Origin of the sequence: Agrobacterium tumefaciens, from assembly GCF_013318015.2 — a bacterium.
In the GTDB taxonomy this organism is placed as follows: domain Bacteria; phylum Pseudomonadota; class Alphaproteobacteria; order Rhizobiales; family Rhizobiaceae; genus Agrobacterium; species Agrobacterium tumefaciens.
This window is the reverse complement of sequence record NZ_CP115841.1, coordinates 225,911-248,842: the sequence shown is the minus strand read 5'-3', so window position 1 is coordinate 248,842 and position 22,932 is coordinate 225,911. Positions and strand designations below refer to the sequence as shown.

The window sequence follows — 22,932 nt, the reverse complement described above, 5'->3', positions numbered from 1 at the left end:
CGCGGGTATGAGCGAAACAATCCATGTCTTCGACACAGCCGCTGAACTGGCGAAAACCCTGGCGGCGGATGTCGCCGCGCGTCTCGACGCAGCAACGAAAGAATACGGAACGGCAAGCATTGCCGTTTCGGGCGGTTCAACGCCCAAGCTGTTCTTCCAGGCGCTTTCCCATCATGATCTCGACTGGAGCAACATCAGCGTGACGCTGGTGGACGAACGGTTCGTGCCGCCGGAGAGCGAGCGCTCGAACCACCGGCTGGTCAGCGAGAACCTGTTGCAGGACAAGGCGAAGGCGGCCTATTTCGTGCCGCTGTTCCAGCCCGCGGCCTCGCCTGAGGATGCAGCGACGCTTGCGACCGTCAAGACCGAAGCGATCTGCGATCCTTTTGATGTCGTCGTGCTGGGCATGGGAACGGATGGGCATACGGCATCGTTCTTTCCCGGTGGCGACAATCTCTACGAAGCGCTCGACCTTGACGAACCGCGCGGCGTTTTGACCATGGCGGCGGAAACCGCGGGGGAAGAACGGTTGACGTTCAACTTCTCCAGCCTTCACGATGCAGGTTTTCTGGTGCTCCACATCGAAGGTGCAGCAAAAAAGGCGACGCTTGAAAAAGCACAGTCGGGCGAGGATGAGGACGAAATGCCGATCCGCGCCGTGCTGAACCGGGCAGAAACCGCCCTGGATATTTACTGGGCGCCATAACTGGATGCGGTTGCCGCGCAAGCGGCCCCGCGACAGCGCCCGACGACACAAGACGAAAACACGATAACCGGTCCTTCATCTCCCGGAACGCCGGTTCTCGACCAACGAACAGGATGAACGCTCATGTCCGCCGATTCCCGCATTCAGGCCATTACCGCCCGCATCGTCGAACGCTCCAAGCCTTACCGCGAGACCTATCTAGAGCGGCTGCGGCTGCAGGTTTCGAAGGGCGTTCATCGCTCCACTCTCTCCTGCGGTAACCTCGCGCATGGATTTGCTGTCTGTTCCCCCGCCGACAAGGACCTCCTTGCCGGCGACCGGGTTGGTAATCTCGGCATCATCACCGCCTATAACGACATGCTGTCGGCGCACCAGCCCTACGAGACCTTTCCGGCAATCATCCGCGAGGCCGCAGCGCAAGCCGGCGGCGTGGCGCAGGTCGCGGGTGCCGTGCCTGCCATGTGCGACGGCGTAACCCAGGGCCAGCCGGGCATGGAGCTCTCGCTATTCTCCCGTGATGCCATCGCCATGGCTGCCGGCATCGGCCTGTCGCATAACATGTTCGACGCCGCCGTCTATCTCGGTGTCTGCGACAAGATCGTTCCCGGCCTCGTCATCGCAGCGCTTTCCTTCGGTCACCTGCCCTCCATCTTCATCCCCGCCGGGCCTATGACCACCGGCCTGCCGAACGACGAGAAATCCCGCATTCGCCAGCTTTATGCAGAGGGCAAGGTGGGGCGCGCCGAGCTGCTGGAGGCGGAGTCCAAATCCTATCATGGTCCCGGCACCTGCACCTTCTACGGCACGGCAAATTCCAACCAGATGCTGATGGAGATCATGGGTTTCCATATGCCCGGCTCTTCTTTCATCAATCCCGGCACGCCGCTGCGCGACGCGCTGACACGCGAGGCCGCCAAGCGGGCGCTCGCCATCACCGCGCAGGGCAACGAGTTCACGCCCGCCGGCGAAATGATCGATGAGCGCTCGATCGTCAACGGCGTCGTTGGCCTGCACGCGACGGGCGGCTCGACCAACCACACCATGCATCTGATCGCCATGGCGCGCGCAGCAGGCATCATCCTCACCTGGCAGGATATTTCCGACCTGTCGGATACCGTGCCGCTGCTTGCCCGCGTTTATCCCAACGGTCTTGCGGATGTGAACCATTTCCACGCCGCAGGCGGCATGGGCTTCCTCATCAAGCAGCTTTTGAAACAGGGCTTCGTGCATGACGATGTCCGCACCGTCTTCGGACAGGGGCTCGAAGCCTACACCGTGGATGCAAAGCTTGACGAAAACGGCGCGGTGACCCGCGAGCCTTCTCCCGAGCAGAGCCACGATCCCAAGGTTCTCGCCAGCATTGAAACGCCGTTCCAGCCGACCGGCGGTCTGAAAATGCTGACCGGCAACCTCGGCAAATCGGTCATCAAGATCTCCGCCGTCAAGCCCGAACGCCATATCATCGAGGCGCCCGCGATCGTCTTTAGCGACCAGCAGGAGCTTCAGGATGCCTTCAAGGACGGCAAGCTCAACCGCGATTTCATCGCTGTCGTCCGCTTCCAGGGTCCGAAGGCCAACGGCATGCCGGAACTGCACCGCCTGACGCCGCCACTTGGCGTGCTGCAGGATCGCGGCTTCAAGGTGGCGCTGGTAACGGACGGACGCATGTCCGGCGCTTCCGGCAAGGTGCCGGCCGCCATCCATGTCACGCCCGAAGCTTCCGAATGCGGCCCGATCTCGCTCATCCGCGATGGCGACATCATCCGTCTCGACGCCATTTCCGGAACGCTTGAAGTGCTTGTTCCAGCCGCAGAGCTGGCAAAGCGCGAACCGGCGCGCGCCGACCTTTCCGCCAACGAATGGGGCATGGGCCGCGAACTTTTCGCCCCGTTCCGCCGTAATGTCGGCCCTGCCGACCAGGGCGCCAGCGTTCTGTTCCATTGATCGTCCGGAGGCGAAGGCCGGATTCGGCCTCGCCTCCGCACCCTCTTGGCATGACCCGCATAACTCGCGCTGAAACCGCTTTATTTCCCGTCTCTTAAACGCCAAACTTGTCATGCGGCTGTGATGATCGCCCTATAGGGGCTTCTCAGCCAGCCGCGGGACGATGACGCATTTCAAGATGATGGGGCCAGACATGACGATTTTCTCAAGCAAACGCCGTGACGTGCTGAAGCTTATGGCTGGCACCGCCATACTGCCGCTGATGGTGGTGGCAACGCCGGCGGAAGCGCAGGATGTGGCCCTGCGTGCAATCGTGATTTCCGACCTGCATTCGGCCTATGAGCGCATCGGGCAGCTCCTAGCAGCCATAGAAATGCGCATCGCGGCTGAAAAGACGCCCCACATTATTCTTCTGAACGGCGACCTGTTCGAAACCGGCAATGCGGTGGCGACACGGTCGTCTGGCGAAATCGAGTGGACGTTCCTCTCGGCGCTCGCCAGGCTCGCGCCCACCGTCATCAATATCGGCAACCATGAACCGGATATCGATAACGACCTCGCCAATTTCGTCAGTCGTGCCCGCGCGCTCGGCATTACCGTGCTGTCCAACATCATCGACAAGCGCAGCGGCGCACCCTATGCACCGGCCAGTGCGGAGGTGAGTGTGGGCGGACGGACGGTCGTCGTTGCGGGCCTTGCCACCAACGCGATCAATACCTATCCGAAGGCGACGCGTGAGATGCTGGATATTCCGCAGCCTGTGGAATGGGCCAAGGCGAATCTGCCTGCAATCGTCAAGCCGGAGGCGATCAACATCGTTCTCAGCCACGCCGGTGTCGTTGCCGACCGCGATATCCTGCCGTTGCTGCCCGATGGCACCCTGCTGGTCGGCGGCCACGATCACCTGAACTTCGTGCATGAACAGGGTGCGACGCGCTATGTCCACACGGGCTCATGGTGCACCTCCATGGCCATTGCGACGATCGAAGCTGCTGGCAAGGCGCCGACGATCGAGACCGTCGCCATCGACAGCGACGCCCCCTCCTCCCCGGCGCTCAAAGGCCTGATCGAACAGACGCTCGACAAACATCTGACGGCAGAAGAGAAGGCGGTTGTCGGCAAAACGGAAAAGGCGATGACAGTTGACGAGGCAGGACGCCGTGTGGCGCAGCTAATCGCCACAAAAACCGGCGCGGATGTCGGCTTCATCGGCCACACCTCCTTCGGCGCTGGTTTGCCAAGGGGCGATATCCGCCGCTACGATTTCAACGCCTCGCTGCGTTTCGACGGCAAGCTGATGGTGACGGAAGTGGATGGCGAAACGCTTGCGCAAATCCTCAAGCGCTGCAATCAGGACGGCGACATTCCGCTTGCTGACCGCACCGGCGATTATCTTTACGCCATGCCGGAAAAACCGGTCGCGAGAGAGCGATACAAACTGGTCTGCAACGACTGGTCCGCCACCAACCAGAAATCCTATTTCGGCCGCAGCGATCTTGCCTTTGCGGAAGTGCCGGATGTGAAGCTGAAGCAGACGGTTCTGGGTGGGCTTTCCTGAAGCCGGAGATTCTCCAGCCCCTTAGAAAGACCGGATATCGAGCTTCCGGTCCTTGTGCGCCGGATGCGTGCTGAACACGAAAATGCGGTCGAGTTCCTTTTGCGTCAACATGCGCAGAAAACGGACGTGGATGGTGTTGTTGGCGTTGACGCGCAACATAACGCAACCGATCTTGGTGATGCGGGCGTCGGGAATATCCAGATAGAACTGGTTCGGAAGATTGTATTTCGTCAGCAGCGCCAGCACGGCCTCGGTCTGGGAAATGCGAATGACGTCGCAACGGCGAGCGGCCATATGCATGACGGCCTTCTCGGTATATTCGATGCGCGCCGCATTCATGGTGTCTTCCATGCGAAACCGGCCTTCGCGGTCGTACATGAAGGATTCTTCCTTGGTCAGGTAACTGTTCTTGATAACACCCGCACTGCTCTGCACGCCCTGACCTCCATGCTCTTTCAACGTCTCCAAGATTAAAACGTAGTCTTTAACAATTCATATCAGCGTCACCTTAAACAGACCGAAGACGGAACATTTTTGGCATTTTTCCACAGCGGCAAAATATCATGAAAAAACCCCGGAACGGGACGTTCCGGGGCATGTTTCCTGAAGCTCACGGCCATTGTTTCCGCAACTATCTGCGGTAGTTCTTGCCCTCGGCATCAAAGAGATGGAGCTTTGCCTGCGGTGCCGCAAAACGCAGGGTCTGACCCTTGGCGACGGATACGATGCCCGGCACCTTGACGATGATCGGCTCCTGCCCCTTGGGCGCTTCGAGATAAAGCAGGGTCACTTCACCGAGAGCCTCGACGATCGCGACTTTTCCCTCGAAAAGATAATCGTCGCCGGTGACGATGCTCAAATCCTCCGGCCGGACACCGAAGCTCGCGGCCTTGCCCTGCTCGGTTGCAGGCGTGGGAACGACGATGTTCAGCGTCTTGCCTCCGGCAAGTTCGATCGAAGTCCGCTCCCCGGTTACGGCAATTTTTGCCGCAATGATGTTCATGGCGGGCGAGCCGATGAACCGCGCCACGAAGAGGTTGGCGGGGTTTTCGTAAAGTTCCAGCGGCGGGCCGACCTGTTCCACACGACCCGCATTCAAAACGACGATACGGTCGGCCAGCGTCATCGCCTCCACCTGATCGTGGGTGACGTAGATCATCGTCGTGTCTGCCATCTGCTCATTGAGCTTGGCGATCTCGATGCGGGTTGCGACGCGCAGCGCGGCATCGAGGTTCGACAGGGGTTCGTCGAACAGGAACACCTTGGGATTGCGGCAAATGGCACGGCCGATGGCGACGCGCTGGCGCTGGCCGCCAGAAAGAGCCTTGGGCAAACGCTCCAGATATTGCGTCAGCTGCAGGATTTCGGCAGCGGCGCGGACGCGGCGGTCGATCTCCTGCTTGTTTTCCTTGGCGATCTTCATGCCGAAGGCCATGTTGTCGTAAACAGTCATATGCGGATAAAGCGCATAGGACTGGAACACCATGGCAATGCCGCGACGCGAGGGCGGGATTTCATTGACCAGCTGGCCGTCGATAAACATCTCACCGCCGGTGATTTCCTCCAGACCCGCAATCATGCGCAGCAACGTCGATTTCCCGCAGCCGGACGGCCCGACGAAAACGATGAATTCGCCCTGTTCGATCTCCAGATCGATGCCGTGCAGGACTTTTACCTGCCCGTATGATTTGCGGATATCCTTGAGAACGAGACTTGTCATGGGTTGTTCCTCCCTGCTCTATCAGGCGTAACGGGCGAAGAAAGCGCCCCATGCCGGAAGTTCTACGCTTCTGCCGTCCACACCGCTTGCAAAGCCGTGGCCTTCGAGAACCTCCCAGTTCCCTTCCGGCAGCGTCGCCTTTGCCGGTGTCGCGGACAGATTGAAGAGGCACAGAACGGTTTCGTTGCCGAGCGTGCGGGTGTAGCTCAGCACGTCGCCCTCCACTGGCTGGAATTCGATGCCGCCCTTGGCAAAAGCGGGATGCTTTTTGCGGAAGGAAAGGAAGCGGCGGTAGTGCTCCAGCACGGATGCCTCATTGCCCTGCTGGGCGCTGACGGCGCGCTGCTTGTGTTCGGCCGGAATGGGCAGCCAGGTCTTGTCCGAGGTCGAAAAGCCGGCCTGCGCATGGCCCGCATCCCACACCATCGGTGTGCGGCAACCGTCGCGGCCCTTAAATTCCGGCCAGAACTGGATGCCGTAGGGGTCCTGCAAATCCTCAAAAGCAATATCGGCTTCAGTAAGGCCCAGCTCTTCACCCTCATAGATGCAGACGGAGCCGCGCTGCGTCATCAACAACGCCGAGAGCACCTTGGCGAAAGCGTCCTTGTCCTCGACATGCTCGCCCCAGCGGCTGACATGGCGAACGACATCGTGATTGGAGAAAGCCCAGCAGGCCCAGCCTTCCGGTGCGGCCCTGGCAAAATCCACCTGCACATCGGCAACACGCTGCGGCGTGAGCGCATCCGGCGCCAGGAATTCGAAGGCGTAGCACATCTGCATCTTGTCGTCGCCGGAGGTGTATTCACCGACGATTTCGAGTCCGCGCTGGCTGTCGCCCACTTCGCCGACAGCGGCGATATCCGGAAACTCGTCCAGCACGGCGCGGAAGCGTTTCAGAAAGGCGATGTTTTCGGGGCGGTTCTTGTCGTAGAGATGTTCCTGGAAATTGTAGGGATTGACCGCAGGTGCCGTGGAGGCGTTGCGGCGCTCCGGCGCCAGCGCCGGGTTGTCGCGCAATTCCAGATCATGGAAATAGAAATTGATGGTATCGAGGCGGAAACCATCGACGCCGCGCTTCAGCCAGAAGCGGGTGATATTGAGCAGTTCTTCCTGCACTTCCGGATTATGCAGGTTGAGATCCGGCTGCGAGGTCAGGAAGTTGTGCATGTAATATTGCATGCGGGTGGGGTCCCACTGCCAGCCGGAGCCGCCGAAGATCGACAGCCAGTTGTTGGGCGGCGTGCCATCCGGCTTGCTGTCCGACCAGACATACCAGTCCGATTTCGGATTGTTGCGGCTGGCGCGGCTTTCCACGAACCACGGATGCTGGTCAGACGTGTGCGACATGACGAGGTCGATCATGACGCGGATACCCAGACGGTGCGCTTCCGCGATCAACCCGTCGAAATCGGCAAGCGTACCGAACATCGGATCGACATCGACATAATTCGAGACGTCGTAACCGAAATCCTTCATTGGCGAGGTGAAGAAGGGCGAAATCCAGATGGCGTCGGCACCGAGACCGGCAATATGCGCCAACCGGTCGGTGATGCCCTTGAGATCGCCGATGCCGTCGCCATTGGAGTCCTGATAGGAGCGCGGGTAGATCTGATAGATCACGGCGCCGCGCCACCAATCCTTGTTGGGCGTCAAAGCGGAAATCACCGGAGCGGTCATAGTCTCATCCTGTCTGGTATGGGCGTTCATGGATAATCAGCCTCCCTTGACGGAGCCTGAGAGCAGGCCACGCACGAGATAACGTTGAAGGGCAAAGAAGACGCCGAGCGGCACGACAATGGTAACGAAGGCCGAGGCGGTGAGAATTTCCCAGTTGCCGCCGCGCGAACCGAGCAGCGCGTTCAAAGCACCGGTCAGCACCAGCTCATCCTTCTGCGTGCCGAGGAAGACCATGGCGACGAGCAGGTCGTTCCAGGTCCACAGGAACTGGAAGATGGCGAAGGAGGCGAGCGCCGGGAAGGACAGCGGCAGGATGATCTTGACGAAGATTTCGAAATCGCTCGCGCCGTCGACACGCGCACTTTCGATGATCTCTTTCGGCAGGCCGGAAATGTAGTTGCGCAACAGGTAGATGGCGAGCGGCAGACCGAAGGCGGTGTGGGCCAGCCAGATGCCGGCATAGGTCTTGGAGGGTACGCCGAAGATATTGCCGATTTCGTTGTAGAGTTTCAGGAGCGGTATCAGCGACATCTGCAACGGTACGACGATCAGGCCCACCACCATCGCAATCAGAAAATTGCGGCCGGAAAAGCTCATCCATGACAGCGCATAGGCGGCAAAGGCGGCGATGAGGATCGGAATGACGGTTGCCGGAACGGCGACTGTCAGCGAGTTGACGAAGGACTGGCCGATGCCTTCCGATGTCAGGACGGTTCGATAATTGTCGAGTGTGAAGACCGGCGGTGTCGCGACGGAAATATAGACGCGCTTGCCGCGAGAGCCCTCGAAGCTTGAGGCCTTGCTGTATTCGTAGGTGCCGTCCGTATTGACGAGCAGCGTTTCCCCGTCGCCGATATCTGCCGCTTCACCGGCTTTGAAGGCCGTCGGCTCCTGCACGCGAACGCCGAAGGCTGCAACCTTGCCCCCCTGTCCGCTTTCAAAAAGATTACCTGATATGACGTAGCGGTTCCCGTCCTGCTTCTGCACGGCAGCGTCGGCAAGGCGAACCGCCGCGGTCTGCTCGGAACTGGAAAAGGCCGTCCACCAGCCTGACACGGTGATCTGGTCCTTGTCGCGCAGGGAACTTACGAGAATACCGAGTGTGGGCAGAAGCCAGAGAAGCACGACGACCAGCACGCTGGCATGGACGATGAGGCGCGGCAGGCCGACGCGGCGCAGACGTTTTACGATATCCATCTCAGCGGCCCTCCATCTCGCGGTTCGCCTGGCGGATGTTCCAGACCATGATCGGGGTGACGGCCGCCATGATGACGAGCGCTATGACCGCACTTCGGCCACTGTCACCACCGCCGCGGAACATCCAGTCGAACATGAGATTGGCGAGAACCATGGTGTTCCACTGACCGTTGGTCATGGTCAGCACGATGTCGAAAACCTTGAGAACGAGAATGGTGATCGTTGTCCAGACGACGGCGATGGTGCCCCAGATTTGCGGGACCATGATCTTCCAGAAGATCTGCCAGCCATTGGCGCCATCGATGACGGCCGCTTCGATTGTCTCTTCCGGAATGCCGCGCAGCGCTGCCGACAGGATGACCATGGCAAAGCCGGTCTGAATCCAGATGAGGATGACCATCAGGAAAAAGTTGTTCCAGAAGGGCATCGAAATCCACACCTCCGGGCTGCCGCCGAAAAACTCGACGACGGCGTTGAGGAGACCGATCTGCACCTGGCCTTCGGCGCGATACTCGTAAATGAATTTCCAGATGACGGAGGCACCGACGAAGGAGATCGCCATCGGCATGAAGACGATGGATTTGGCGATGTTGCCCCACCAGATGCGGTCGGTCATGACGGCAATAACGAGGCCGAAGAAGGTGCAGGCGGCCGGCACCACGGCCAGCCAGAGGATGTTGTTGAAGATCGATTGCCTGAAGCCGGCATCGAAAAATGCCCAGCGATAATTGGCAAGACCTACGAATTCGGCGCCGGTCCGGTCATAGAACGAGAGGATGAGCGTCGCGATGACAGGATAGACCAGATAGACGAGAAGAAGGAGAAGAGCGGGGCCGATGAACAGCCAGGGCCTGACCGACGCGCGGCGGTTGAGGTTGCGGGATGCCTGCAACACGTCTCCCGAGCGGACGGGAAAGATTACCTGCAACAGTTTGTCGGATAGCCAATAATAGGCAGCGCAGGCAAAAACGCCGGCCACCATGACGCCGATGGCAGAAACGAGTTGTTGAGCCATGTTCCCTCCCTTGATCCTCTCCGCGCCGCGCTGATTTTATGCGGTCGACGGCCGTTCCGTTGGCAAAGGCCCGGCGGCATCACCGCCGGGCCAAGCTCTGTTGAGGTTACTTCAGGCCGTCCCAGGCCTTCTGGATATCGGCAGCGACCTGATCGGCCGACTTGCCGCCGACGAAATCGATCATGCCGGTCCAGAATGCACCCGCGCCGATCTTGCCCGGCATCAGGTCGGAACCGTCAAAGCCGAAGGTGGTCGCGGAGGTGAGGATTTCACCCTGGCGCTTCATCTGCTCATTGGCATAGGTCTCGACATTCACACCCTTATACGGCGTCAGGAAGCTGGACTGTGCCATCCAGACTTCATGGGCGATCGGGGTTTTCAGGAAGTCCACGAAAGCCTTGGCGGCGGGCGCTTCCTTGGTGATGGTGACGAGCGTGCCGGCGCCCAGAACCGGCTTGCCGAGTTCAGGCTTTGCGGCATAGGTCGGCATATAGAAGAAATCCACATCCGTTCCGACCTTGGTACCATCAGGGAAGAAGGACGGCACGAAGGACGCTTGATGGTGGAGGTAGCACTTCGGCGGAATGTCGAAGAGACCCTTCGGGCTGTCGCGGAAGTCGGTGGAGGCCACAGCCGCAACGCCGCCGCTGACATATTTTTCGTTCTTGGCGAATTTGCCGAATTCATTGATTGCCGCAACTACGGCCGGATCGGTGAACTTCACCTCGTTCGTCGTCCATTTCTGATAGACGTCGAGTGGCTGCGTGCGCAGCATCAGGTCTTCCACCCAGTCCGTTGCCGGCCAGCCGGTCGCACCGCCGGAACCGAGGCCGATGCACCAGGGTGTGCCGCCATCGGCAACGATCTGGTCCGTCAGCTTGAACAGGTCTTCCATGCTCTCGGGCACTTTATAGCCCGCTTCCTCGAAGTTCTCAGGTACGTACCAGACGAGCGACTTCACGTCGGCCTTGAAGGGAAATGCAAAGTAAGCCTTGTTGCCGTCCTTGCCCTTGTAGCTGCCGAGATCAACCCAGGACTGGCCAGCGCCGTAATTGTCCTTAACCCAGCTTGCGGTCTCATCGCCGAGCGGAACCAGAAAACCCTTGGCGGCGAGATCGGCCAGAAGACCGGGCTGCGGCAGGATGGCGATGTTGGGCGGAGAACCCGCCTGCGTATCGATGACGATCTGCTGTTCGTAGTTTTCCGAGGAGGAATAGCGGACGTTCACGCCGGTCGCGTCGGAGAAATAGGCCAGCACCGTCTGGAACAGCGCCTCGTCCTCACCGCGCCAGGGCCCGAAAATCGTCAGCGTCTGACCTTTCAGGTCGGCATGGGCCGCCTTGAAGTCTTCGTAGCTTTTCCAGTTGAACTTGGCATCCTGACCGGGCGCGAATTTCAGATCGGCGGCAAAGGCCGAGCCCGACAGCAGCACTATAGAAGCCGCCGTCGCCAAAAAGGTCTTCTGCATGTGATTTACCTCCCATCACATAAAAGGCTCAAAGCATCTCCCATAAATCAAAGCGCTTTGGCTGCCTATTCATCTCATTGTCATTGAGAAGGAGTCAAGAGGCTCTTTCGCTGGACATGCCGCATTGTCGTATGAATAGTCATACTTACTTAGAAAGGCGGCTATCGTTTTCGATTGAGAAAACCGGCAGGGACTGGTAAAAAACTAAAGCGCTTTGGGAGTTAGAGGAGAGGCTTTTGCCATTTCTGATGCGCGCGCATGGAGGAAAAACAAACATGAACCTGAAACAGTTGTCGCAACTGCTGGGGATTTCTCAGACAACCGTCAGCAGAGCGCTCAACGGATATCCCGAGGTGAGCGCAGAGACGCGCCGCCGCGTCATGGAAGCCGCCGAAAAGACCGGATATCGCCCCAATGCCGCGGCGCAACGGTTGGCGACCGGCAAGGTCGGCTCCATTGGACTGGTCATGCCGGTTGGCGAACATCACCGCTCGGATGTGCATTTCGGCGAATTCCTAAGCGGTCTAGGCGAAGAAGCGGCTCGCAGCGGATTTCACCTCGTCATCACGCCCACGGAGCCGGAAAAGGAACGGGAAGCCCTGCGGGGGCTGGCGGCGAGCGGCAGCGTCGATGGCATCTACCTCGCCTATATGAAGAAGAACGACGCCCGCATCGCCATGATGCAATCGCTTTCCCTGCCCTTCCTCGTCCATGGCCGCTCCATCGGCGTGGAAGAGGATTATCCCTTTCTCGACGTGGACAATGAGGCCGCATTTCGCGATGCGACCCAGCTGCTGCTTCAGCTTGGCCACAAGCGGATCGGGCTTCTTAACGGGCCGGAGGGCTACGACTTCACCTTCCGCCGCTGTCTCGGGGTGGAAAAGGCGCTGACGGCAAATGGGCTGACATTGCGCCCGGAACACACAAGACACAGCAGCATGACCGATGAGGAGGGTTATCTCGGCATGGAAGCGCTGTTGTCACAGCCGGAAAGACCAACCGCCATTGTATGCGCCAGTACCGCATTGGCACTCGGCGTGATCCGCTCGCTCAACCGGCGCGGCTTGAAACCGGGCAAGGATATTTCGCTGATTGCCCATGACGATGTGTTGCCGCTGTTGAAGCCCGACAATTTCTCGGTGCCTCTCACCACCACCCGCTCATCCCTGCGGGCGGCGGGAGTACGTGTCGGGCAGCGCCTGATCAACCGGATCAAGCTTAACCAGACCGAACCTCATCAGGAACTCTGGAAGGCGGAACTTGTCGTCCGCGCCTCCACAGGACCGGCTCCGAAAGAGTAACTACCGATTTCAGAACTTCGGTGCGGTCTTTCCAAGCGCGCGATAGGCGGCGATGACGGTGTTGGCCATCAGCATGGCAATCGTCATCGGGCCTACGCCGCCCGGAACGGGGGTGATGGCAGCAGCGACTGCGCTTGCCTCATCATAGGCGACGTCACCGACCAGCTTCGATTTGCCTTCACCCTTTTCCGGAGCGGGAATGCGGTTGATGCCGACATCGATGACGGTGGCGCCGGGCTTTACCCAATCGCCCTTCACCATTGCCGCGCGACCCACCGCCGCCACGAGAATATCGGCCGTCTTGCAGACGGTGGCGAGATCCTTGGTGCGCGAATGCGCCATCGTCACCGTGGCGTTGGCATTCAGGAGAAGCTGGCCCATCGGCTTGCCGAAGAGGTTGGAGCGACCGATGACCACGGCGTTCAGGCCGGAAAGATCTTCGCCGTGAATGCTGCGCACCAGAAGCATGGCGCCGGCTGGCGTGCAGGAGATGAGGCCGGTTGCGAGATCGCCGGTCGCCAGCTTGCCGGCGTTCAGCACGCTCAGGCCATCGACATCCTTCTCGGGCAGGATCGACTGGATGATCTCATCGGAATTGAAGTGTTTCGGCAAAGGAAGCTGTACCAGAATGCCGTGGATGGAGGCATCGGCGTTCAGTTCGCCGACCAACTTCAGAAGCTGATCTTGAGTTGTTTCCTCCGGCAGCGTGTGCTGAACGGAATTGAAGCCGCATTGCTTGGCTGTCTTGCTTTTGGAATTCACGTAAGCGTGGCTGGCCGGATCGTTGCCGACGATGACAACCGCGAGACCGGGCTTCACACCCTGTTCCGCCTCAAGCGTTTCTGCCGATTTGCGGACCGCCTCCGTTACCGAAGCCGCCTTTGCCTTTCCGTCAATCACAACTGCCATGCGTCCTGCTCCTGCTGGATTACGTTGGCCCCGTATGGTGCCGACTTTGCAGGAATGCAAGCAAAAATGCAGCTTCGTCAGGCAGTTTTGCGGTAGTCGTCGCGATGCTCGGCGTAATCGGCGAGACGCTCCCTCAAGAGCGCCAACTCGCGTCTCAATTCCGCCAATTCCTCGGCCTCGGCCTGCTCGTGATCGAAATGCCCGGCAAGGGCTTCACTGAGCAAGGGCGGCAGCTCCGGTGTCGTCTGGGGGGTATTCCTGACGGTGCGGTTGCCCATCAGAACCTGCCGCACACGCTCGTCCAGCGGAATGTCATCGGTATCGAATCCGCTATCGTTCGCCGCCCCGGCGTAATAGTCCGCGAACTCAGCCTCCGGCTCGAATTCGCTATCCGCGGCCAGTTCTTCCAGATCATCGAACACATCCGGCTCGATCGGCTCGAACTCGGGAAACTGCCCCGATTGCTCAGGCGCTTTTTCGGAGGGCAGAACATGCGCATCATCAAAGACGAGTGCCTCCTCCTCGTCATGGCGACGGTAGCTCAGGAGATACAGGCTGCCCAACAGGCCGAGCAACGCGCCACCGCCTGCCAGCATAGCGGCTTGTGTGAGGTCGCGCGACAATTCGCCCGGTCCGGCCTTCCTGGTGAGGCGGGTCTCAACGGCGGTTGTGGTGGATGAGGACATGTCCCGACGCTCGCTCGCCTCAAGATAGGCATTTCGCGCCGTTTCCAGTTCACCCTGCAATCTGGAGAATTCACCGGGCGTGACACCAAGGCTGCTCAGGCGGTCGAGATGTTTCGTTCGTTCGGCGTTCGCGGTTGCAACTTCCTGTGCGACGCGCTTCTCATCGGCGCGCAAGCCATCGACCAGCTGACGCAATGCGGGAGCGACAAGCGCCTGCACGGCATCTACGGCATTCTGGGCGGCGATGCGGCGGGGATGTTTCGGGCCGTAATCGATCGAGACTCCTGAAAGCGCCATGCTGGCACTTGCATGTCTTTGCCTGATGTCCTCAAGCACAGAGAAAGCAGCGCCTGACGGCAGGGGCTTTGACAATACGTCATTCGGCTTGAGGCCGGTGGCCACCGCCAGATCCGTCTGAAGCGACTGCTGCTGCTGGGTCGTCCCCGCAAGGCTGTCATTGAGATCGCGCAACTGCTGCTCGAGTTGCTGCACTTCCGCCAGGACGGTCTCGCCGTGGCGCATCTGGAAACCGTTCAAGGCGGCTTCCGCCTCGTCCAACCGGGTGCGCGCCCGCTCCGTCTCGCGCATGGCGGGTGTCATGGTGCCGGCCTTGCCATCCGCCATGACACGCATCGAAAGATAATCCGTAAGCCGCATCGCTGTTTCCGGCGTCGCTGCCTTCGAGGTTACGATCAGCGTGTTTTCATCTGGCGTCAGTTCCAGACGTATCGCCTCGCCCACAGCACCGTTCAATGCTTCACGTGGGGAAAGCGAACGGGCATCCGCCCCGGTCAAAAGGTCGAAAAGCAGGCCAAGTTCGCCCTGATTGCGAACGCCGACCATGTCGGCGGGCTTCAATTTGAGGTCGCCCGTTATACGGTCCAGACCGGAAGGAGAAAGCAGGGTGCGGCGGGCCATGGCAAGAAAGCGTGCCGCATCGGGTGCATCGTAGCCGGTCTGGGTAACCTCGACATGCGCCTGCGAAACATATCCGCGAAAACCGGAATCGATGAGCAGCAGCGGAAGTGCAGCCCCCACAACGGTGGCGGCGGCTACGCACCCAGCTGTCAGAAGCCGCAGACAATGTTTGCGAAATTGCGACGCAGGCATGGCAACACCATCCTCATCAGGGCGCGTCGCCATCATATCGGGACTGTGATCAACCATCTGAAGCCGTCTGCCACGCTCGGCGCCGCCCGCAACAGGCGGCTTTCAAAACCTTACGGGAGGTTAAAGGATCGTGGCAAACAAATGGTTAACGCGGGCCTTGCCGACCCGCCTCAGCCCTTGCCGAGCGCAATGTGCCAGGGCTCGGCGCAAAGGCTGTAAAGCCAGCTCATATGCAGCTTGCGAAAGATTTCGGGCATGCCAGCCACTTCGGACGCCAGCACCTTGAACAGGGGACCGACCGCGATGGCGAGACGCGCATCATCGCGATTGATGCTGCGATGCAGCCATTTCTCCTGGTTTTCCGCAAGCATGCCCGCCAGCACGACATCCACCTTCACGCCCGAAGTATCCCGGTTCAGCATGACGAAATCATGCCACGGCGCATGTGCGCGCAGCTTGGCGAGGACCTCTCCGACTTGTGCTGCATCATCCCCCGCAACGCCGATACGTTTCGGCACCGCCATATAGGTCAGAAGTGCCATAACGAAGGCAACGCCATCGATGGTCTCGGGCAGAGGCTTGCCGTGTTCGGCGCGTGCGGCGGCATTCATCCCCCTGCCCTGCGGCAGAAGCAGACAGCTCTCCAGAATCTGCCTGTAAGCAATGTCCTTGAGGGACAGCCTGGCATTCTGGATGGTAAGAAACGAGAGCATCGTGTGGCCATCACAAGCCGAAGCCTGGCCGCTGACCATTTCCAGCGCCCCGTTCCAGTCCAGATCACAGACGCGCAGTCCGTGAATATTCCGTTGCGATCCCGTCCGCGCAAAATCTGCTGCGAAATTCATGCCAGCCCCCGAATGCCAAATCCACCGTCGCCAATCCGGCGCATGGTTTGCGGGACGGCAGCTCATGGGTCTGTTTATACAGGTACTGGTTGAATTTACCCTGAAGGCAACCGATCGAATATTCCGGAAAATAGAAAGGGGCGATTAACCAGACCGGTGGCCTGCACCGCGCCGCCGTTAGTGGCTTGGGGCCGCTTCTTTTCCGGTGTCGACTTTCTCGCCTTCGACAAGCTTGACCGAACGGGGCGAGCCGTTGCCCTTTTGCTCGCGAATATCGGCCTTCGACAGATAATCGAGCTGCTCGATCAGGACGTCCCCGACCACCTCGTCGCCAAGTTTCTTGTTCAGCCCCTCTCGGATGCGCTGCTTGAAGGCATCAGGGTCAAAGGTGGAGATATTGGCGATGTTGACCATGGAAGAACCCGCCAGAAGCGTGAAGAGTTCGTCGGTCATCAACTGCGTTGCGGGCAGTTCGATCTTCGCCATCTTGTCCTTGTCGACACGCAAGGAAATGCGGCTGAGGAAATAACCGTTCACACCACCGTCATTGATGACGGGGATGGTGATGCTTTCGCCTTTGACCAGCTGCAGACTTGCCATTTTCGCCCCCGCCTCATCTCCCGACGAGGGGGCCGTCGCCATCTGGACGGAGAAATACACCGCGCCGAGCGTGACGGCGCAAACCCAGACGCCGGTGAGAAGAAGCTTCAACATCAGGAGGCTGCGCCGTACATGAACTGTTCCTGGGAATAGGTGCCGTCCGTATCGGCTTCCTGGATCGCGGTCTTGAGCAAATCCGCAACAGCGCGAACCGCATTCAGATGCGCCTCGACGCGGCTGGCATTGGTCGCGAGCTTGGACTTGATGCCCTGCACCTGATCGAGATGTCCGGCGGCGATTTCCTCATGGGGCGTATCGCGGAACAACATCGTCAACTCATAGAGGCAACGGCTTTTATGGGCATTGGAGACTTTGAAATCGAACTGGGGGTCCTTACCGATATTGTCATTCTCATTGTCGATGATCATTTCAAGACGGCCGAGAACGGATTTGATGCGGTGGTCGTTCGACATAAGGTCCATGCTTGTCTCCTCGTTATGATTTATCATGCTCAAGCCTCGTCCGTTTTATCATTGGAAACGCCGAGGACCTGCCTTTCGAACTCCGCCACCATCCGAATTGCAGCATTATGGTCTTTGTCATTCATGGATACGTCGGTAATGCCTTTGCTCTCGGCTTTCCGCAACGCATCCTTGTAGGCCTGTTCTGCAATGCCAACGCCGCCATTTCTGGAGATCGTGTCGGCAAACTGTTCCGCCATCATGCTTTTCCAGATCTCGCCGGCGTTGCCCTTGCCGTAGACCTCCTCGCTGTCTTTCGGCAGCATGTTGGCAACGAAGGTCTGAAGCACGGAAGCCTCATACTTGCGATATGTTTCCGGAACTTCGGTACGGGCAGAGCGGATGTTGGTATTGCCGAGACCTGCCTTCGAAGTGGCGCTGTCAAGCATATCAATGGCAGCGCCAAAGCCCTTGCCCGAATCGGCAAGGCTCGTCGCAGCGAAAGCCGCCTTGTTCGCCTTCAATTTTTCCTGGGCGACCTGCACTTCCTGAGGGTCCGCAGCGCGAACCACATCCATCACCAGATCGCTTATAACCGATATCGCCACGTCCAGAACTCCCGAGCTGACGAACGGGCGGCATTAAAACCGGGGCGTTCGCTCAATCAAGAAACACCGCTGAATACGTCTCTCTGGACGCCCAACGATGCAACAACGGGACAGACTATGGATCGCCAACCTTGCTGGAGGCTGGTGTCCGGGATGCGTTCGTGATTTCTAACAGATCATAGATTGCATTGTCGTCGGCCTCACGATCCTCGAGATCGCGCGCGAGGTGCATCCTGTCCTCCAGCCGGTCGGCCTTGGTCTTTTCCTTCAGCACCTTGTTTTCCTGCAATTGCTGCACGCCGGAGAGCTGACGGTCCTTGACGACAAGGCGGCCGTAACGATCCGAATAGTGCCTGGAGAACGTCTGGTGGACCGGCTCCATGGAACTCATCGCTTCAAGCACGTTCTCCATGGATTGCGCCACTTCGGCACGCACGCGGGTGGTGTCGGCCAGTTCCACCTCGGCCATTTTCTCCATGTGGCGCTGGACCGTTACCAGGCGCTTGAGTTTGGCCGAACGCTTGTCCGAAGCCATGGCGTTTTCTCCAGATCAGAAGCCGATGAAGACCGGGCCGAAACCATCCACGAATTGCCGGATGAGGGCCGCGATCGACAGGTAAAGCATGAAAATACCGCCCGCGAGAACGAAAGGCGTCGATATGAAGTAGACCGGGATTTGCGGCGCCAGCTTGTTGATGAGGCCGACCGCAACGTTGAACATCAGACCGTAAATTACAAAGGGGCTGGCAAGCCGCAGCATGATGGAAAAGGAGGCGCGCAGCGTGTCTGTCAGGGTTATCAGCATCTTCTGGCCGCTGATGAGCGCGCCGACCGGTGTCGTTGCGTAGGAATCGACCAGCGCCCGCAGGACGATATGGTGGAAATCCAGGATGAACAGCACCATGAGCCCACCGAAGGTGATGAAGTTCGATATCTGGTTTTCCTGCACGTCTTCAACGGCATCCGCTCCGCCGGGAGCGCTAAGCCCGATGGATGCGCCGATGAGCGCGCCCGTGAACTGGAAGCCGAGCGTGTAAAACCGCGCGATCAGCCCGTACATCGCGCCAATGACGATCTCGGTGAAGATGAGGCCGACAACGGCGCCCTGGCTTGCGCCGGAGACTTTCGGATAGATCGTATCCCACAGTACCGGCAGAAGCGCCATGGACACCGCAACGCACAGGAGAATGCGTATCTGCGGCGAGATGCGCGAACTGGAAAAGCCCGGCATGGTCATGAAGCAGGCGCCGATACGGCAAATTGCAAGGAACAATGCGATAATTGTCCCTTGCGGGTCGGTTATCATGAAATGGCGCCCAGAATCTTGATCTCCAGCCCCTTGGCCAGTTCCACATGCGAGAGAACCGGCAGGGTCGCAAAGAGTCGTTCGATGATCATGCGCACATAGGACCGTGTTTCCGGCGACGTGACAAGGACAAAGGGTAGTCCGCGATCCATGAATTCACGGATAACTTTCGATGCCTGCTCGGAAAATTCCTCGAGATGGCGGGGATCGATATCGAATTCGACGATTTCGCCCTTTTGATCGCGCTTGAGCGCCTGATGGAAGACCATGTCCCATTTGTTGCCGAGGCGAAGCACACGCAATACGCCATTGTCGGCAAGATCGCCGCAGAGCTGCTGCGACATGCGCACCCGTACATGTTCGACGATCTGCTCGGTCTTGCGCACATGCGGGGCAAGTTCGGCGACCGCTTCCAGAATGAGATGCAGGTTGCGGATCGACACACGTTCGGCGAGCAGCAGTTTCAGCACGGCCTGCAGGCCGGAATAGGACATGTGCGACGAGCAAATTTCGTCGGCAAGCTTCTTGTATTCCGGGTCCAGCCTGTCGATGAGGATCTTGACGTCCTTGTAGGACAGCAATTGCGGCAGATTGTTGCGAATGACTTCGCTCAGATGCGTCAGCACCACAGAGACATTGTCGATCGGGTGGAAACCTTCGCGCTTCAAATCCTCGGTGAATGTCTCGAGAATGGAAACGGCCGGCATGCCGAAGGCGGGTTCGCGGATTTCGTCGCCCGGAATGCTCGGCTTGCGCCCTGCCCCCGTCACGACAAGAACATCGCCAACGCGCAGATTGCTCGACGCGATCGTCGTACCATGGACACGGATCTGGTAGGCCTTTTCCGGGATCATGATGTCGTCGGAGACCTTGATCTCCGGCACGACGAAGCCGTATTGGGTCGCGAACTTCTTGCGCATCTTGCCGACACGGAAAGCCAGTTCCTGATGCGCGCCGAGGAGGCGGGTCGAAACCTGCTTGCCGAGGGCAAGTTCGATTTCGGACGTCTTGAGGACCTGCTTGACGGAGTCCTTTTCCGCTTCGTTGGTCTGGAGAACCTTGTCCTCCTCTTCCTGACGGCGCTGCGCGCTTTCCGCTTCGACCTGGCGCGGAATATACCAGCTGCCGAAGGCCATGATGCCGCCCAAAAGCGTGAAGGGCAGGAAGGGCAATCCCGGCATGACGGCAAGAAGCCCCATCAGCATGGCTGCGACCATCAAGGCACGCGGATATCCGCTCAGCTGATTGATGACGGCCTGATCCGTCGATCCCGAGGTGCCGCCGCGCGACACCAGAAGGCCGGCCGCCAGCGACACGATAAGGGCCGGGATCTGCGAAACGATACCGTCGCCGACCGAAAGCTTCACGAAAACATCGGCAGCCTCGCCGATCGGCATGCCGTGGCGGAAGTAACCGATGATGATGCCGCCGAAAATATTGATCGCGGTGATGATCAGGCCGGCGATCGCATCGCCGCGTACGAACTTCGAGGCACCGTCCATCGAACCGAAGAACGAGCTTTCCTCTTCCAGCTCGCGGCGACGGCGTTGCGCTTCCTTTTCATCGATGATGCCAGCGGACAAATCCGCATCGATCGACATCTGCTTGCCGGGAATGGCATCCAGCGTGAAGCGCGCGCCGACTTCGGCGATACGGGTGGCACCCTTGGTGATAACGATGAAGTTGACGGTGATCAGGATCAGAAAGACAATCAGACCGATCACGAAGTCGCCCGACATGACGAGGCTGGAGAAGCCCGCAATCACGCCGCCCGCCGCCGTCGGCCCCTCGTTGCCGTGCGAAAGGATGACACGCGTCGTCGCAATGTTCAGCGACAGGCGAATCATGGTCGCGATCAGCAGCACGGTTGGAAAAGACGAGAAATCCAGCGGACGCTGTATCCAGAGCGCCACCATGAGGATGAGGACCGAAAGTGCTATGGAAAAGGCCAGACCGACATCCACCAGAACGACCGGAATGGGCAGGAACAGCACGCAGAGGATCGACACGATGCCCAATGCGAAACCGACATCCCGCATGCTCGGGCTTACCTTGGGCAAGGAAATGACTGGTGGTTGCGCCATAAAATCGTCCTGTCTCTTCATGAGAAGGGCGACGGAAAAGCCGCCGCACGGTTCCGCGGCACCGGTTTTCTAAAATCGCTGACGCAATTCAGCCCGATGCTTCAGCCTATCCCTAGTCGCTGAAGCTTGCGCGAGGATGGCATCCAGACGGGACGGGCGTCAGAAGCCCGACTGAACCCGCGAAAAAACTAGATTGGAAAAAAGGGCGATCTGCGCGCCCACGAACGGGGCGGCAACGCCGAGAACGATCATGATCGTTACGATTTTAGGGACAAAGGTCAGCGTCATTTCCTGAACCTGGGTCAGGGCCTGGATGAAGGCGATGGCGACACCAACGATCATGGCCGCGAGAACGGCGGGACCGGCCGCGACGAGAACCGTCCAGACTGCCGCCTGCATGATATCAAGCGCATCGGCCTCGTTCATCGTCGCATCCTTTATTCCGGAAAGGCGGCATCATGCCGCCTCTTCAATGTCAGGAACCTGCAGGCACGTCCGAATCGGTGCCGCTATCAGGTGTAGTCGCGATCGGACCGTTCGAGAAGGTCACACCGGCCTGCAGCAGCACTTTGTCACCAGCTTCTGTGATGGCGACGACGCCGTCCGAATAGACTTCGACTTCCTTTACCACGCCGGTGACCTTGTCGTCGGCGCTCTTGACCGTTTTGCCAACCAGGTCGGAAGCGCGCGTCAGGGCTTCGGCCTGCAGCATGCTCTTCAGATGGGTGTTGGTCTTGATCGTCTGCTCAACCTGCGAGAAGCTCGCAAGCTGCGACATCTGCTGGCCGGCATCCATCGGGCTGGTCGGATCCTGGTTTTTCATCTGGGCGATGAGAAGCTTCAGGAAGCTGTCGTAGTTAAGCGAGGCCGCGCTTTTGTCGTTGCTGCTCGCCCCGGCATTTGCCCAGGGATTAGAGGCTGCCGACGTGACTGCATCTACCGCCATGGTGCGATCTCCTTGCGAATCTGCTCGATCGTTGCGGGGGTCATTTCCTGATTGTTGAGGATCTTTTCCTCGGTCGGGTACAGGCCACGAATGGCCTTCAGCGCTTCGAAAGCCTTACCCGAGGCAACCAGACCGTCGATACGCTTGAGTTCGGCCAGAATCTCATCATGCTGGAAGCAATTCAGCAGCATGCTCACGGATTTGCGGAACAGGTTCGTCGACTGTTCGCGTCCTTCCGGGTTGATGAGGATCATCTGGGCGATGAAATAAAGCTGTCTGAGCGGCGTCGTCGCCTGCTCCGGCTGCAGGACGTGGTTTTCAAGCAGGAACGTGACATCGTTCAGGAATTCGAGGGCCACCTTGCGATCCACCCGCAAAACCGCGCCGTTGATGAAAATCTTTTCGCCCGATTTCAGCGAGATTCGAAGTGTACTTTTCATTTCAGTCCATCCCTGATGATGGTTGTCACGTCAATTATACCCTGGAAATTCGTCGACTGACGTTTCCGGATCAGTTCGCACTCTTTCAAAATCCAGATCGCGATCGAAATCAGATTTGCCCTGAGTTCCATGGCCAGCTGGTTTTCGGGCTGCTTGAGGTCCTCAATGAAGCGGATCCAGACCCGTCGAGTGTAAAAAAGCGCTTCGATCGTGTGGCGCTGGGAAGAGGAATCCTTTGCCTCCACCAGTAGATCGATCGATTTTGTCAACGCCTGCCGCTCGCGATCCTTCGCGTCTGCGACACCATCCTCCATGATTTCGGCGTAGGAAAACTGGTACATTCATGTATCC

At 59.0% G+C, this 22,932-nt stretch carries 23 protein-coding genes; 4 read left to right on the top strand and 19 right to left on the bottom strand.

Features of this window, described 5'->3' with window-relative positions:
* Positions 1-7: 7 nt before the first annotated feature.
* The 3 genes from pgl to G6L97_RS01220 all read left to right on the top strand — a co-directional run bounded on the left by pgl (position 8) and on the right by G6L97_RS01220 (position 4,208).
* Entirely contained in the window at positions 8-706 is a 699-nt protein-coding gene (gene pgl / locus G6L97_RS01230; protein ID WP_019564290.1) for a 6-phosphogluconolactonase, read from the top strand.
* Between the two features lie 123 nt (positions 707-829).
* Positions 830-2,650: a phosphogluconate dehydratase gene (edd, locus tag G6L97_RS01225; RefSeq protein WP_111782809.1), complete on the top strand. Its 1,821-nt coding sequence runs from the start codon at positions 830-832 to the stop codon at positions 2,648-2,650.
* A 193-nt stretch (positions 2,651-2,843) separates the two neighbouring features.
* On the top strand, positions 2,844-4,208 hold the full coding sequence (locus tag G6L97_RS01220) for a metallophosphoesterase (RefSeq protein WP_111782933.1): 1,365 nt from the start codon (positions 2,844-2,846) through the stop codon (positions 4,206-4,208).
* A gap of 21 nt (positions 4,209-4,229) precedes the next feature.
* Here G6L97_RS01220 and G6L97_RS01215 read toward each other — a convergent pair whose 3' ends face one another.
* From G6L97_RS01215 to G6L97_RS01190, 6 genes are all read right to left on the bottom strand, one after another.
* Complete coding sequence (locus G6L97_RS01215) at positions 4,230-4,586, bottom strand: hypothetical protein (protein ID WP_034501827.1); 357 nt, start codon at positions 4,584-4,586, stop codon at positions 4,230-4,232.
* A 253-nt stretch (positions 4,587-4,839) separates the two neighbouring features.
* Positions 4,840-5,928, bottom strand: a complete 1,089-nt coding sequence (locus G6L97_RS01210; protein ID WP_003515137.1) for an ABC transporter ATP-binding protein — start codon at positions 5,926-5,928, stop codon at positions 4,840-4,842.
* 21 nt (positions 5,929-5,949) lie between these two features.
* Positions 5,950-7,605: a beta-galactosidase BglA gene (gene bglA, locus G6L97_RS01205; protein ID WP_111782810.1), complete on the bottom strand. Its 1,656-nt coding sequence runs from the start codon at positions 7,603-7,605 to the stop codon at positions 5,950-5,952.
* Between the two features lie 36 nt (positions 7,606-7,641).
* Complete coding sequence (locus G6L97_RS01200) at positions 7,642-8,802, bottom strand: carbohydrate ABC transporter permease (protein WP_111782811.1); 1,161 nt, start codon at positions 8,800-8,802, stop codon at positions 7,642-7,644.
* A gap of 1 nt (position 8,803) precedes the next feature.
* Entirely contained in the window at positions 8,804-9,817 is a 1,014-nt protein-coding gene (locus G6L97_RS01195; RefSeq protein ID WP_003515131.1) for a carbohydrate ABC transporter permease, read from the bottom strand.
* Between the two features lie 106 nt (positions 9,818-9,923).
* Positions 9,924-11,285, bottom strand: a complete 1,362-nt coding sequence (locus G6L97_RS01190; RefSeq protein ID WP_111782812.1) for an ABC transporter substrate-binding protein — start codon at positions 11,283-11,285, stop codon at positions 9,924-9,926.
* A 275-nt stretch (positions 11,286-11,560) separates the two neighbouring features.
* Here G6L97_RS01190 and G6L97_RS01185 point away from each other — a divergent pair, with 275 nt between their 5' ends.
* The gene (locus G6L97_RS01185; RefSeq protein ID WP_174002639.1) at positions 11,561-12,586 is read left to right on the top strand and encodes a LacI family DNA-binding transcriptional regulator; all 1,026 of its coding nucleotides are present in this window, start codon (positions 11,561-11,563) and stop codon (positions 12,584-12,586) included.
* A gap of 9 nt (positions 12,587-12,595) precedes the next feature.
* Here G6L97_RS01185 and folD read toward each other — a convergent pair whose 3' ends face one another.
* The 13 genes from folD to flaF all read right to left on the bottom strand — a co-directional run bounded on the left by folD (position 12,596) and on the right by flaF (position 22,922).
* Positions 12,596-13,495, bottom strand: coding sequence for a bifunctional methylenetetrahydrofolate dehydrogenase/methenyltetrahydrofolate cyclohydrolase FolD (gene folD, locus G6L97_RS01180; RefSeq protein WP_038489842.1), 900 nt, complete (start codon positions 13,493-13,495; stop codon positions 12,596-12,598).
* A gap of 77 nt (positions 13,496-13,572) precedes the next feature.
* Positions 13,573-15,348, bottom strand: coding sequence for a GumC domain-containing protein (locus G6L97_RS01175; RefSeq protein ID WP_111782814.1), 1,776 nt, complete (start codon positions 15,346-15,348; stop codon positions 13,573-13,575).
* Positions 15,349-15,461: 113 nt separating this feature from the next.
* Entirely contained in the window at positions 15,462-16,136 is a 675-nt protein-coding gene (locus G6L97_RS01170; RefSeq protein ID WP_065688341.1) for a WecB/TagA/CpsF family glycosyltransferase, read from the bottom strand.
* A 177-nt stretch (positions 16,137-16,313) separates the two neighbouring features.
* A complete protein-coding gene (locus G6L97_RS01165) occupies positions 16,314-16,850 on the bottom strand; it encodes a hypothetical protein (RefSeq protein WP_174002637.1) in 537 nt (178 codons plus the stop codon).
* Complete coding sequence (locus tag G6L97_RS01160; protein WP_003515122.1) at positions 16,850-17,218, bottom strand: hypothetical protein; 369 nt, start codon at positions 17,216-17,218, stop codon at positions 16,850-16,852. The genes G6L97_RS01165 and G6L97_RS01160 overlap by 1 nt, the downstream gene beginning before the upstream one ends.
* A gap of 29 nt (positions 17,219-17,247) precedes the next feature.
* Positions 17,248-17,805, bottom strand: a complete 558-nt coding sequence (locus G6L97_RS01155) for a rod-binding protein (RefSeq protein WP_003515121.1) — start codon at positions 17,803-17,805, stop codon at positions 17,248-17,250.
* 115 nt (positions 17,806-17,920) lie between these two features.
* Complete coding sequence (locus G6L97_RS01150) at positions 17,921-18,340, bottom strand: hypothetical protein (RefSeq protein WP_003515120.1); 420 nt, start codon at positions 18,338-18,340, stop codon at positions 17,921-17,923.
* Between the two features lie 15 nt (positions 18,341-18,355).
* A complete protein-coding gene (gene fliR, locus G6L97_RS01145) occupies positions 18,356-19,111 on the bottom strand; it encodes a flagellar biosynthetic protein FliR (RefSeq protein ID WP_003515118.1) in 756 nt (251 codons plus the stop codon).
* Complete coding sequence (gene flhA / locus G6L97_RS01140) at positions 19,108-21,195, bottom strand: flagellar biosynthesis protein FlhA (RefSeq protein WP_003515116.1); 2,088 nt, start codon at positions 21,193-21,195, stop codon at positions 19,108-19,110. The genes fliR and flhA overlap by 4 nt, the downstream gene beginning before the upstream one ends.
* A 159-nt stretch (positions 21,196-21,354) precedes the next feature.
* Complete coding sequence (locus G6L97_RS01135) at positions 21,355-21,621, bottom strand: flagellar biosynthetic protein FliQ (protein ID WP_003515115.1); 267 nt, start codon at positions 21,619-21,621, stop codon at positions 21,355-21,357.
* Between the two features lie 49 nt (positions 21,622-21,670).
* A complete protein-coding gene (gene flgD, locus G6L97_RS01130; RefSeq protein WP_003515114.1) occupies positions 21,671-22,141 on the bottom strand; it encodes a flagellar hook assembly protein FlgD in 471 nt (156 codons plus the stop codon).
* Positions 22,132-22,581 carry a flagellar biosynthesis repressor FlbT gene (flbT, locus tag G6L97_RS01125; protein WP_097171503.1) on the bottom strand — a complete coding sequence of 150 codons (450 nt, stop codon included), beginning with the start codon at positions 22,579-22,581 and terminating at the stop codon, positions 22,132-22,134. The genes flgD and flbT overlap by 10 nt, the downstream gene beginning before the upstream one ends.
* Entirely contained in the window at positions 22,578-22,922 is a 345-nt protein-coding gene (flaF, locus tag G6L97_RS01120; protein WP_003515112.1) for a flagellar biosynthesis regulator FlaF, read from the bottom strand. The genes flbT and flaF overlap by 4 nt, the downstream gene beginning before the upstream one ends.
* Positions 22,923-22,932: the final 10 nt, after the last annotated feature.